Below are 11,929 nucleotides of genomic sequence, written 5' to 3'. Positions count from 1 at the left end.
GCAAGCCCCAGGCAGGGCGCCCGCCGCAGCAGAAGACCGCAAGCAGCACGACCCGTAACGGAAGACCAGGAAGAGAAGGAGCGCCGCCGTGGACACCGTCGCCCGCACCGCAGCCGGAACCGCGCAGCCGCGTACGCCCCGCCCGCGGGCCGACGCGCTGCGCAACCGGGAGCGGATCGTGACGGCCGCGCGCGAGATGTTCGTCGAGTTCGGGCCGGATGTGCCGCTCGACGAGGTCGCCCGCCGCGCAGGCGTCGGCAACGCCACCCTCTACCGGAACTTCCCCGACCGGGCCGCGCTGACCCATGAGGTCGTCCTCTCGGTCACCTCCCGCACCACCGACCGCGCCGAGGAGGCCGCGAGGGAGGAGTCCGACTCCTTCGTCGCGCTCACCCGCTTCGTGCACGCGGCGGCCGACGAACGGATCGGGGCGCTGTGCCCCATGCTGTCCGGCGGCTTCGACAAGGACCATCCCGAACTGCTCGCCGAGCGCCGGCGCCTCGAAGAGGCCGTCGAGGGGCTCGTCGCGCGCGCCATGTCCGCGGGGCGCCTGCGTACCGACATCGCCGTCGGAGACGTACTGGTCGCCCTCTCCCAGCTCACCCGGCCGCTGCCGGGCATCGCCTGTCCGAACATCGACCGGTTCACCCACCGCCACATCCAGCTGTTCCTGGACGGACTGGAGGCCCCGGCCCGGTCCGTACTCCCCGGAACGGCGGCGACCTTGGAGGATCTGCGGCGCCGGACATGACCCTCGTGCCGGGCTCCTGAACCGGATGCCCGGCCGCGTGTCCGCCACGCCTCGACCACCCCCAGTTCCCAGACCAGAACCCACCTCGCCCAGTCCTCGCCCAGCCCTCGCTCTCGCTTTCGACCGGCCCTCACCGGGTTGACCGGTCATCACCGAATTCACGGTTCACGACCTCGCGCTCCCTCGCGCGTCCTTAGGTGGCTACTCCCATGTCAAAAACAGCTGATATCCGACTCCCGGACCCCAGTCGCTGGAAGGCGCTGGCGTTCATCGCACTCGCACAGTTGATGGTCGTGCTCGACGCCACCATCGTGAACATCGCGCTTCCGCACGCCCAGACGGACCTCGGCATCACCGATGCCAACAAGCAGTGGGTCATCACGGCGTACGCCCTCGCCTTCGGCGGACTGCTGCTCTTCGGCGGCCGGATCGCCGACCTCTGGGGCCGTAAGCGCACCTTCGTCGTCGGTCTGATCGGCTTCGCACTGGCCTCCGCACTCGGCGGCGCGGCACAGAACCAGGGCATGCTGTTCGGCTCCCGCGCACTTCAGGGTGTGTTCGGCGCGCTGCTCGCCCCGGCGGCTCTCTCGCTGCTCGCGGTGATGTTCACCGACGCCAAGGAGCGTGCCAAGGCGTTCGGCATCTACGGTGCGATCGCCGGTGGCGGTGGCGCTGTCGGTCTGATCCTCGGCGGCCTGCTCACCCAGACGCTGAACTGGCGCTGGACGTTCTTCGTCAACATCCCGTTCGCGGTCGTCGCCGCAGCCGGTGCTTACTTCGTGATCCGTGAGCCGGCCGGCAGCCGTAACCGTTCGTCGCTCGACATCCCCGGCGTCGTCCTGTCCGCGCTGGGTCTGGTCTCGCTGGTGTACGGATTCACCCGTGCCGAGTCCAGCGGCTGGTCGGACGCGCTGACCATCGGCACGTTCGTCGCCTCCGGCGTCCTGCTGCTGGCGTTCGTCCTGGTCGAGGCCAAGGTCAAGTCGCCGCTGCTCCCGCTGCGCGTCGTGATGGACCGCAACCGTGGTGGCGTCTACCTCTCGCTGGGTCTGGCCATCATCGCGATGTTCGGCCTGTTCCTGTTCCTCACGTACTACCTGCAGGTCGTCAAGGGCTACTCGCCGATCAAGACGGGCTTCGCCTTCATGCCGATGATCGTCGGCATGATCGCCGGCTCGACGCAGATCGGTGCCCGGCTGATGACGCGGGTCCCGGCCCGCATGCTGATGGCCCCCGGCTTCCTCGCCGCCGGCGTCGGCATGCTGCTGCTCACGCAGCTGGAGATCGACTCGTCCTACGCGGCGGTCATCCTGCCGGGGCAGCTCCTGCTGGGTCTGGGTATGGGCACGGCGTTCATGCCCGCCATGTCGCTGGCCACGCACGGCATCGAGCCGCGTGACGCGGGTGTCGCCTCCGCGATGGTCAACACCTCGCAGCAGGTCGGTGGTGCGATCGGTACGGCGCTGCTCAACACCATCGCCGCCTCGGCCGCCACGGCGTACGCCACCTCGCACGCCGCGCTCGGTGCCACCGACCCGGAGCTGCTGAAGCTCCAGTCGATGGTGCACGGCTTCACCGGCGCCATCTGGTGGGCCGTCGGCATCCTGGTGGTGGCCGCCGCGATCGCGGGGACCTTCATCAACGCCGGCCGTCCGACGTCGACGCCCGCGACGTCCGGGGGCACCGGTTCCGCCGACGCTGTCGAGGACGAGTTCAAGGTGCCGGTCGTCGCGCACTGATCCCCTTGCGCGCGGCGTGCCGTGACGCGGTGCGAAGCGAACTCTGCCCCGGTTCCGTTCTGCGGAACCGGGGCAGAGGCGCGTGCGGGGTGGGGTGCGGCGCGGTCAGCGGAGCCAGGGGAGGTCCGCGTCGGTGCCCTCCGGCTGGAGACCGGCAGCCATCACCTGCATGATCTCGCCGAGCGAGCGCACCTGCTCGGGGGTGAGCCGGTCGAACATCGCCTGGCGTACGGCACTGACGTGGCCCGGGGCCGAGCGGCGGAGCATCTCGTAGCCCTCCTCGGTGAGGACCGCGTTCTGGCCGCGCTTGTCGGACGGGCAGTCCTCGCGGCGCACCCAGCCGCTCTTCTCCAGCCGGGCGACGGCGTGCGAGAGCCGGGACCGGGTGATCTTGGCGTCCTTGGCCAGTTCGGTCATCCGCATCTGGCGGCGGCGGGGGGCCTGGGAGAGCTGGACGAGCAGTCCGTAGTAGATGTGCGGCATGCCGGCATCGCGCTGCAACTGGCGGTCGAGGTGATCCTCCAGGAGCGTGGTGGCGTGCAGATACGCACGCCAGACGCTCTGTTCTTCTTCGCTGAGCCAGCGAGGCCCACCGGTGGATGCCGTGGTCATGTACTCCACTGTACGACCTTTTCTTGAAAGTTGAACTAGATAGAGCTAAGGTCTCCAAGGGTAGGAACTTGAAGATTAAAGCAATGTTCCTGTTGAAGACCCCGTAAAAGAATTACCTTGAGCAGCAGTGGATGGGGAGTGTCATGACAGTCACCGCGGAGCGCATGCCCGCCCTCTATCTGTCCCACGGCGCACCGCCGCTGGCCGACGACCCGGTCTGGCCCGGCGAGCTCGCGGCCTGGTCCGCCGGTCTGCCGCGCCCCACCGCCGTTCTCATCGTCTCGGCCCACTGGGAGGAGGCCCCGCTCGCGCTGGGCTCCACCGAGACGATCCCGCTGGTCTACGACTTCTGGGGCTTCCCCGAGCACTACTACCAGGTGCAGTACGCCGCGCCGGGCGCACCCGCACTGGCCGAGAGTGTCCGCAAGCTGCTGCGTGGCGCCGGTACGCCGGTCCAGGACATCCCCGACCGGGGCCTGGACCACGGGGCGTACGTCCCGCTGGTGGAGATGTTCCCGGCGGCCGACATTCCGGTGCTGCAGATCTCCATGCCCACCCTGGACCCGCAGAAGCTGATGGACATCGGACGCAAGCTCGCGCCGCTGCGCGACGAGGGTGTCCTGATCGTCGGAAGCGGCTTCTTCACGCACAACCTGGCCGCGCTGCGGCATCCGGGTGGCGGCACTCCTGCCTGGTCGACGGAGTTCGACGACTGGGGGCACCGGGCGCTTCAGGCGCAGGACATCGACGCGCTGCTGGACTTCGAGCACAAGTCCCCGGCCGGCCGGCTCGCCCACCCGCGCACCGAGCACTTCGCCCCCCTCTTCGTCACGCTCGGCGCCGCGGAGCAGGAGCTGGACCAGGGGCGCAGCGTGATCGAAGGCTTCTGGATGGGGCTGGCGAAGCGCTCGGTGCAGTTCGGCTGAGGCGGGCGCGGGGCGCGACCCCGCGCCTCGGCCGGGCCCGGGGGCGCGGGTCAGAGCGCCGGAGGATTCATTGCGACGGAGCGGATCGCGGCGGCCAGCGCGGTCGGGTCACCGACGTCCAGAGCGGTGTCGGTGAACTTGATGGTGTGGTCGTCGCCGTGTGCGGCGGCCCGGGCGAAGACGTCCTCGGGGGAAGGCCGCCCGGTCGCGGCCGCGTGCTCGGCGGGCCGCGGCGGGGAGTACGCGGCCGTGACCGCCGCGCTCGCTGCCCAGGCGGCCCCCAGGCTCGGCGCCCACAGCTCGCGGGGGAGCGCGGGCAGGGTGCGCAGTACGGCATTGGGGGCGGTGGCGGCGTGCACCAGCATGACCGGCTCGCCGTATCCGTACACCGCATAGCGATGGGTGGCGGCCCGCACCAGCTCCTCCAGGCGGTCGCGGGCGCTGTCCGGGCCGGTGACGGCCGGGCCGGGCCACCGGGGGAACGCGGTCAGCTGATCCAGCCGGTCCCGGATGCCGCCGCTCCGGTCGGGCACCCTCGGCACCGCGTCCAGCGCGGTGGCGGCGTCGGCTGCCGGGGCGAGCGAGGACAGCGGGGGCAGCGGCTGATGGCGGGCCGCCCAGTAGCCGAGGGCGTGGGCCAGCTCGGTCACGCGGGGCGGGGTCTCCGGCGCGCCGAGCAGCGTGCGCACGCCGTGTCCGACGCGGATCACGGGGTGCGTGGCCCCGGCCGCGATCCCGGGCAGCAGCCGCGGCCACCACTCGGCGAGGACCTCGCGCCAGGGCCGGCCGGCCGTCTCGCGCTCGAAGTACACCGCCCAGTCGGCGATGCGACGGGGGTCGCCCAGCGCCCCCTGCCAGTTCTCGGGCGTCACCTCGGCGGCCGGGTCCGGCATGTCCTCCAGCTTGTCCCGGTAGTGGTCCAGCCACCGGTGCACCCCGGGTGCCGCGCCGTGGCGCACCAGCGCCTCGACGGCCATCGGGGCGTGATTGCTCAGCCAGCCGCCGCGCTCGGGGCCGAAGGAGTGGAGCCGCTCCAGCGCTTCGTCCAGCGTGCCGGACGTGTCGGACGGGAAGTGCGTCGTGGGGTCCATGCGGAATCACGGTAGGTGCGGTGCCGTCGCCCGGTAACGGGCTGCGGTCCGGGATGGGCGGGGCGCCGGGACTAGGTCTGCGGTCCCAGTTGTTTCTCGTACCAGGCCACGTCCCAGTACCGGTCGAACTTCCGGCCGACCTCCGTGTATGTGCCGATGTGGCGGAACCCGAAGCGTTCGTGCAGGCGTACGGAGGGATCGTTGGGCTGGGCGATGCCCGCGTACGCGCGACGCAGGTCCTCACCGGCCAGGGCCTCGAAGAGCGCCGCGTACAGGAGGGTGCCGACGCCCCGCCCCGTGGCGTCGGAGGAGCAGTAGACGCTCACCTCGACGGAGGTGGAGTACGCCGCCTTGGGGCGGAACGCGCTGCTGGTGGCGTAGCCCAGGATCCGGGGGCGCGTCCCGCTCGGTTCGTCCACGTCGCGGACGTCCTGAGCAACCAGAAGCCGGTGCGGTCCGTCTTCGGGATGGGAGAGCAGCCACGGCAGGCGCTGCTCGGGAGCGAAGGGGGCTATGTCGAATGTGACGGCGGTCTCACGCACGTAATGGTTGTAGATGTCCGTGAGGGCCACAAGATCGCTCTCGACGCCCGGTCTGACCTGCACTTCCGTGTCCAGCTGTGTCATGTGCCCTCCCTGTCGGCGCGACAGGGTACTGCATGATCTCGAAAATGAATGCCGGTCATGGGAATTCTGTCCGGATTCCAGTCGTTGTTTCCATCGGATGCAGGGCACCCGAAAGGGTGTCGCGACCTACTCAGCAAGGGAGCACGCATGGCAACCCGTGCCGTCGCCCGTCGTTCGTCCGCCACCGGCGGGACCAACCGGGCAAGCAGTGTTCGCGCCGTGGGCGGGGAGATCGCCGATCGCGACCTGGTCGGCATGTACCTGGACGAGATCGCGCGCACGCCGCTGCTCGATGCCGCCAAGGAGGTCGAGCTGTCGCAGACCCTGGAGGCGGGTGTCTTCGCACAGCAGGTCCTCGACGGTGCGGTGGAGAGCGAAGCCGGCGGGGCCTCGCGCGAGGAGCTGGAGGCGCTGGTCGCCGAGGGCGAGCGCGCCAAGGACATATTCATCCGTTCCAACCTCCGACTCGTTGTCGCCGTCGCCCGTCGCTATCCGCGAGCCGGGCTGCCCCTGCTCGACCTGATTCAGGAGGGCAACGCCGGTCTGGTGCGCGCGGTCGAGAAGTTCGACTACGCCAAGGGCTTCAAGTTCTCCACGTATGCGACGTGGTGGATCCGGCAGGCCATCACCCGTTCCATAGCCGACCAGTCGCGCACGATCCGGCTCCCCGTCCACCTGGTGGAGGAGCTCGGCCGGATCCGCCGCGTTCAGCGCGAGTTCAACCGCGAGAACGGGCGCGACCCGGAGCACTCGGAGATCGCCGCCGAGCTGGACTCGACCACGTCACGGGTCAGCGACGTCCTGGACTGGGCCCGCGACCCGGTCAGTCTGAACATGTCGGTGGACGACGACGGTGACACGCAGTTCGGTGACCTCCTGGAGGACACCTCCGCCGTTTCGCCGGAGCAGTCCGTGATGACGCTGCTGCGCAGCGAGGAGCTGGAGGAGCTGATCGGCAAGCTCGACAACCGCACCGCGTCGATCATCCGTATGCGGTACGGCATCGAGGACGGCCGTGAGCGGACCCTGACCGAGGTGGGCAAGCAGCACGGGCTCACCCGCGAGCGGATCCGCCAGATCGAGAAGCACGCACTGCTCGAACTGAAGCGAATGGCTCACGACACGGGCTTTGACGCTGCGGCATGAGCCCGCGTCCAGTAACCTCCGAATTGGGCCGCTTCACAACGGCGGCCCCCTAGAGCTGAGTCCCGGCGCCCACCCCCCCCTGGCGCCGGGGCTCATCCTTTTTCCGGCAGCGCGGAACGCCCTACGAAGCCGGGGGCGCCGCGGCACGGCTGAGCCGGCTGCCCAGGTCCTGCAGATACGTGACCAGCTGCGGCGGCTGGTGTGCGGTGAACTCGCAGTCCACCAGTGCGAGGCGCAGCGCCACCCATTCCAGTGAGTCGCTCAGCACCGCCCGCAGCCGGCAGCCGTGCTCGCCGGTCTGCTCCAGCGGGCCGATCGAGGCGGGCAGCCGCGAGGCCACGAACTCGGCGGGCGCCGCGAAGCTCACGTCGACCGCCAGCTCCGGCTGTCTGCGCGCCATGGAACTGCTGAGGAACTCCGCCGCGTCGCCGGTCGGCAGCTCGCGCGGCGTGAAACGGGCTCCCGTCGGATACGGATCACTGACCCGGTCGACCCGGAAGGTGCGCCAGTCCTCCCGCTCCAGGTCGTACGCGACGAGATACCAGCGCCACCCGGTGCTCACCAGGCGGTACGGCTCCACCTGCCGCCGCGTCTCGGCGCCGTCCCCCGCGCGGTACGCGAACCGCAGCCGCTCCCGCCCGGTGACCGCCGAGGCCATCACGGTCAGCGTCTGCGGGTCGATCGTCGACCCGTCTCCGCGGGCCAGTGGCATCGTCGCGTTCTGCAGGGTGGAGACCCGGTGCCGCAGCCGTGAGGGCAGTACCTGCTCCAGTTTGGCCAGCGCCCGTACGGAGGCCTCGTCGACGCCTTCGATGGCATGGCCGGCCCCGGCCCGCAGACCCACCGCGATGGCCACCGCCTCCTCGTCGTCCAGCAGGAGCGGCGGCATCGCCGTACCGGCCACGAGCCGGTAGCCGCCGACCGAGCCGCGTGACGCCTCGACGGGATAGCCCAGGTCGCGGAGGCGGTCGATGTCGCGGCGGATGGTGCGCGGGCTGACGTCGAGCCGGTCGGCGAGTTCACTGCCCGGCCACTCGCGCGGCGTCTGGAGCAGTGACAGCAGATTCAGCAGTCGTGCCGGGGTGTCGGTCATGTCACTCAGGATGCCCGTCCATTGGGTCATGACTTGACCTAATGGACGTTTAACTTCCTCATATGACTTCTTCCGCATCCCTGCCGTCGCCGGCGGCCGCCCCGGCGGTCCCGGACCCGTCGGACCGTCGCCGGTGGTTCGCGCTGGCCATCGTGATGACCGCCGCCTTCATGGACCTGGTCGACGTCACGATCGTCAACATCGCCATCCCGAGCATCAAGGCGGACACCGGCGCCTCGTTCAGCTCGATCCAGTGGATCACCGCCGGCTACGCCCTGGCCTTCGCCGCCGGTCTGATCACCGGTGGCCGGCTCGGTGACATCTACGGTCGCAAGCGGCTCTTCCTCATCGGGATCGGTGGCTTCACCGTGGCCTCCGCGCTCTGCGGATTCGCCGCCAACCCGGAGATGCTCGTCGCCTCCCGCATCCTCCAGGGCGGCACGGCCGCGCTGATGGTGCCGCAGGTGCTGTCGATCGTGCACGCCACCTTCCCGGCACACGAGCGCGGCAAGGTCTTCGGCCTCTTCGGCGCGATCGTCGGCCTCGGTGCCGTGTCCGGTCCGCTGCTGGGCGCACTGCTCACCGAGTGGAACATCGCCGGTCTCGAATGGCGTCCGATCTTCCTGATCAACCTGCCGGTCGGCATCGCGGGTCTGATCCTGGGCCGCAAGTTCATCACCGAGTCCAAGGCGCCGAAGGCGCTCCGCCTCGACCTGGTCGGTGTGGTGCTGGTGACGCTGGGGATGCTCATGCTCATCTACCCGCTGACCCGCGGCGAGGAGCTCGGCTGGCCGCTCTGGGGCTACCTGTCGATGGCCGGAAGCATCGTGGTCTTCGCCGCCCTCGTGCTGTTCGAGCGGGCGAAGGCGCGCCGGGACGGTTCGCCGCTGGTCGAGCTGTCGCTGTTCCGGGTCAAGAGCTTCGCCGCGGGCATCGCCGTGCAGCTGACCTTCGGCATCGGCCTCGGGATCTTCTTCCTGGTCTGGACGCTGTACATGCAGGAGGGGCTCGGCTGGAGCGCGCTGCGCGCCGGTACGACCGGTATCCCCTTCTCGGTCGCCGTCTCCTTCGCCGCCGGTATCTCCGTACAGAAGCTGGTGCCGCGCTTCGGGCGCAAGGTGCTCCAGGCGGGGGCGCTGCTCATGATCGCGGGTCTGCTGCTCTACATCTGGGAGTCCGGCCGCTACGGCATGGGGATCACTTCCTGGCAGATGGCGCTGCCGCTGGTGGTCATGGGTGTCGGCATGGGGCTGATCGTGGCCCCGCTGGCCGACGCGGTGCTGTCCGAGGTGCCCAAGGAACACTCGGGATCGGCGTCCGGGCTGTTCAACACCGTGCAGCAGATGGGCAACGCGCTGGGTCTGGCTCTGGTCTCGGTCGTCTTCTTCGGGGCGATGAGCGACAAGCTGACGCCGCCGCAGATCGGCCCGGCGTTCGCCGACGCCTTCGAGCAGTCGCTGTGGTGGGTGGCCGGCGTCCTCGCGGTGATCTTCCTGGTGATGTTCGCGCTGCCGGCCCGGCCGAAGCAGCACGTGGAGGGCGGCGACGAGAGCACCGGCTCCTTCGACGAGCCCGCCAAGGAGCCGGTGCTGACGCACTGAGCAGGCGCGACACGGAAGCGGAAGCGGAAGACGGAAGAATCGACGGTGCCCGCACCCCGGCCGGGGTGCGGGCACCGTCATGCCCGGGGCCGTGCCGAGCAGCGCGTCAGCAGATGCGGGTACGGCTTTCCATCGCGCGGCGCGCGGCGGCCTCGTCGCCGTACACCTCGCACATGTGACGGCCGTCCGGCGTCGCCGTGTGCTCGACCTCCCACAGGCTCGTCTCTCTGCCGTCGAGAAGCAGGAAGGCGTGTTCGTACAGCGTGAATCCCGCGTCCCGTCCGTCCACCTGGCACTGCCGCCCGAAGGCCTGGGTGATGTGGTGGGCGAAGGCCGACCGCAGCAGGTGCGCCGTCGCCGCGCCCGGCACATCCCGGTTCTCCGCCCGGCGCAGCACCCGGCGGGCGTGGTCCGCCGAGTTGTCCGGGGCGTACATCCGGGGCAGCGGGGCGGGTGGCGCCGCCATCAGGGCGTCGAGGATCTCCAGGTCGGCCTGCGGCCCGTCCTGCCCGAAGACCGGGCCGTCGCTGAAGCCGCCGGTCAGCCGGGCCGCCGCGATGTGGGCGTCGCCCTCGTCGTCGTACAGCTCGTGCTGCCGGGGGCCGGGCTGCGCGTCGTGTCCCAGGTGGTCCGCGGCGTATCCCGGGTGGTCCGCGGCGTCGCGCGGGCCGCAGTGCACCAGCTCCCACAGAGCGAGCGGTGTCCCGTCGGCCAGCAGATACGTGTGCCGATAGGTCTCGCGGTGCAGGGAGGAACTGTGGTGCGAGGAGTGCAGGGAGCTGCTGTGGGCGAGGGCGGTGCCGAGCCGCTCGACCGTACTGTCGGGCAGGTCGAACGAGTTGAGAGCCCGTCGCAGGAGTCGCTCGAGGTGCTGCTCGGTTGTCTCGTACGGATCGCTCAAGGTGCTGTCTCCAGGCCGTCGCCGCGTGTGACTTGATGCGTGCTCAACGTAGTCCCTGGGTCTGACATCGTGACCGGGGTTGAGAAAAACGTACGGTGCACGCAGAAGGTTCCTGCTCTTCGTCCGAACTTCCCTACGCCGACGGCGAGTCGACTCCGTGCACCGTGTTGTCCGGGGACTGTGCCGTTTGCTGCGGTGTGCCGTAGAGATCGCCGTACGCGAGGTATGTGCCGCCGCCGTCGTGGCCGTTGACGCCCGTGGCGGCCCGCACGGCCTTCACGATGGCCCGGGTCACGGCCTCCGCGCCCGCCGCCAGCAGGTCGTTGAGCGCGAGCGGGTTCGCCGCATCCAGTGATCGCCCGCCGGTGGCCAGGGCGAAGACGGTGTCCCCGTCGGTCATCAGATGTACGGGCCGGATGGCGCGCGCCAGCCCGTCGTGCGCCGTCCCCGCGAGCTTCTGCGCCTGTGCGCGGCCGAGTTCGGCGTCCGTGGCGACGACGGCGAGCGTGGTGTTGAGCGGGGGGCGCGTGTTCGCGTCGTGCGCCTGCGCCAGGCGCCGTTGCGCCTCCTGGTGGATCTCCGGGGCGGGTGCGACGGCCGGCTCGGCGCCGCCGTACTCCCCGTACAGCACCCCGGTGCGCGGATCGAGCACGGATCCCGCCGCGTTCACCACGGCCAGCGCGGCCACGGTGATCCCGGACGGCAGCAGGACGCTCGCCGTGCCCACCCCGCCCTTCAGCTGCCCGGCGACCGCGCCCGTGCCCGCGCCGGTACAGCCCTCGGCGACCGCGGCACCCGGCTCCGTGCGCGCCGCGTCCTCCACCGCCGCACGGCCGGTCGAGGCATCCGGCCGGGCCCGCCAGTCGCCGCCTCGCCCCAGGTCGAAGACGCAGGCCGCGGGGACGACCGGAACCACCTGGGCCGGATCGACGCCGACCCGCACGCCGCGCCCCTGCTCCTCCAGCCACGCCATCACCCCGGACGCCGCGTCGAGGCCGTACGCGCTGCCACCGGTGAGGACCACGGCGTCGATGCGCTGCACCAGATTGCGCGGATCCAGCGCGTCCGTCTCGCGGGTGCCCGGGCCTCCGCCCCGTACGTCGACGGCCGCGACGGCGCCGCCCTCGGGCGCGAGGACCACGGTGGTGCCGCTGAGCGCCCCCTCGCCTGCCACCCGCGCATGCCCGACGCGGATCCCCGCGACATCGGTCAGCGCGTCCCTCCGGCGCGGCGCCGGCGAAGGCGGGGATGTGGGGGCTGGGGTGTCCTGGCCGGTCATCCGGTGCTCCTCGTGGTGCGGGTGGCTGACTGCGCTGGGCGGGCCGTGCACCGTGAACGTACCCGCCGGACGACGGGGGAATCGGGACGGGCCGAAATGTTTGTGAATGTGTTCACAAGTGAACGACGGGCCCAAGGTCCACAAGAACGCCCAGCTCGGACGGT

At 70.6% G+C, this 11,929-nt stretch carries 11 protein-coding genes; 5 read left to right on the top strand and 6 right to left on the bottom strand.

The features are described 5' to 3' along the window. Positions 1–88 precede the first annotated feature (88 nt). Both SH922_RS16630 and SH922_RS16625 read left to right on the top strand, forming a co-directional pair. Entirely contained in the window at positions 89–751 is a 663-nt protein-coding gene (locus SH922_RS16630) for a TetR/AcrR family transcriptional regulator (protein ID WP_393058739.1), read from the top strand. Between the two features lie 209 nt (positions 752–960). After that, a complete protein-coding gene (locus tag SH922_RS16625; RefSeq protein ID WP_393058738.1) occupies positions 961–2,490 on the top strand; it encodes an MFS transporter in 1,530 nt (509 codons plus the stop codon). Between the two features lie 105 nt (positions 2,491–2,595). On the opposite strand, the gene SH922_RS16620 is transcribed toward SH922_RS16625, so the two are convergent. Continuing rightward, a complete protein-coding gene (locus tag SH922_RS16620; RefSeq protein WP_393058737.1) occupies positions 2,596–3,111 on the bottom strand; it encodes a MarR family winged helix-turn-helix transcriptional regulator in 516 nt (171 codons plus the stop codon). A gap of 134 nt (positions 3,112–3,245) precedes the next feature. Between SH922_RS16620 and SH922_RS16615 the strand changes: the two genes are divergently transcribed. After that, positions 3,246–4,028, top strand: a complete 783-nt coding sequence (locus tag SH922_RS16615) for a dioxygenase (protein WP_393058736.1) — start codon at positions 3,246–3,248, stop codon at positions 4,026–4,028. 50 nt (positions 4,029–4,078) lie between these two features. On the opposite strand, the gene SH922_RS16610 is transcribed toward SH922_RS16615, so the two are convergent. Together SH922_RS16610 and SH922_RS16605 are read right to left on the bottom strand one after the other, a co-directional pair. Beyond that, the gene (locus SH922_RS16610; RefSeq protein ID WP_393058735.1) at positions 4,079–5,119 is read right to left on the bottom strand and encodes a questin oxidase family protein; all 1,041 of its coding nucleotides are present in this window, start codon (positions 5,117–5,119) and stop codon (positions 4,079–4,081) included. A gap of 71 nt (positions 5,120–5,190) precedes the next feature. Beyond that, positions 5,191–5,745, bottom strand: coding sequence for a GNAT family N-acetyltransferase (locus SH922_RS16605; protein ID WP_393058734.1), 555 nt, complete (start codon positions 5,743–5,745; stop codon positions 5,191–5,193). A 147-nt stretch (positions 5,746–5,892) separates the two neighbouring features. Here SH922_RS16605 and SH922_RS16600 point away from each other — a divergent pair, with 147 nt between their 5' ends. Continuing rightward, complete coding sequence (locus SH922_RS16600) at positions 5,893–6,891, top strand: sigma-70 family RNA polymerase sigma factor (protein ID WP_363067253.1); 999 nt, start codon at positions 5,893–5,895, stop codon at positions 6,889–6,891. Positions 6,892–7,012: 121 nt separating this feature from the next. Here the strand turns inward: SH922_RS16600 and SH922_RS16595 are convergent, their stop codons facing one another. Next, positions 7,013–7,984: a helix-turn-helix transcriptional regulator gene (locus tag SH922_RS16595; RefSeq protein WP_393058733.1), complete on the bottom strand. Its 972-nt coding sequence runs from the start codon at positions 7,982–7,984 to the stop codon at positions 7,013–7,015. 62 nt (positions 7,985–8,046) lie between these two features. Between SH922_RS16595 and SH922_RS16590 the strand changes: the two genes are divergently transcribed. Beyond that, on the top strand, positions 8,047–9,585 hold the full coding sequence (locus SH922_RS16590) for an MFS transporter (protein ID WP_393058732.1): 1,539 nt from the start codon (positions 8,047–8,049) through the stop codon (positions 9,583–9,585). Between the two features lie 106 nt (positions 9,586–9,691). Here SH922_RS16590 and SH922_RS16585 read toward each other — a convergent pair whose 3' ends face one another. Together SH922_RS16585 and SH922_RS16580 are read right to left on the bottom strand one after the other, a co-directional pair. Beyond that, positions 9,692–10,486: a DUF6227 family protein gene (locus SH922_RS16585; protein WP_393058731.1), complete on the bottom strand. Its 795-nt coding sequence runs from the start codon at positions 10,484–10,486 to the stop codon at positions 9,692–9,694. A 133-nt stretch (positions 10,487–10,619) separates the two neighbouring features. Next, a complete protein-coding gene (locus tag SH922_RS16580) occupies positions 10,620–11,765 on the bottom strand; it encodes a P1 family peptidase (RefSeq protein ID WP_393058730.1) in 1,146 nt (381 codons plus the stop codon). Between the last annotated feature and the right edge of the window lie 164 nt (positions 11,766–11,929).

Origin of the sequence: Streptomyces sp. LN549 (genome assembly GCF_043203805.1) — a bacterium.
GTDB lineage: Bacteria > Actinomycetota > Actinomycetes > Streptomycetales > Streptomycetaceae > Streptomyces.
This window is presented reverse-complemented; position numbering and strand designations above follow the sequence as displayed.

What these genes read in the sequence shown, in the direction of transcription:
- SH922_RS16625 (WP_393058738.1), top strand. Translation starts at nt 961, where the DNA reads ATGTCAAAAACAGCTGATATCCGACTCCCGGACCCCAGTCGCTGGAAG.
- SH922_RS16615 (WP_393058736.1), top strand. Translation starts at nt 3,246, where the DNA reads ATGACAGTCACCGCGGAGCGCATGCCCGCCCTCTATCTGTCCCACGGC.
- SH922_RS16610 (WP_393058735.1), bottom strand. Translation starts at nt 5,119, where the DNA reads ATGGACCCCACGACGCACTTCCCGTCCGACACGTCCGGCACGCTGGAC.
- SH922_RS16605 (WP_393058734.1), bottom strand. Translation starts at nt 5,745, where the DNA reads ATGACACAGCTGGACACGGAAGTGCAGGTCAGACCGGGCGTCGAGAGC.
- SH922_RS16600 (WP_363067253.1), top strand. Translation starts at nt 5,893, where the DNA reads ATGGCAACCCGTGCCGTCGCCCGTCGTTCGTCCGCCACCGGCGGGACC.
- SH922_RS16595 (WP_393058733.1), bottom strand. Translation starts at nt 7,984, where the DNA reads ATGACCGACACCCCGGCACGACTGCTGAATCTGCTGTCACTGCTCCAG.
- SH922_RS16590 (WP_393058732.1), top strand. Translation starts at nt 8,047, where the DNA reads ATGACTTCTTCCGCATCCCTGCCGTCGCCGGCGGCCGCCCCGGCGGTC.
- SH922_RS16580 (WP_393058730.1), bottom strand. Translation starts at nt 11,765, where the DNA reads ATGACCGGCCAGGACACCCCAGCCCCCACATCCCCGCCTTCGCCGGCG.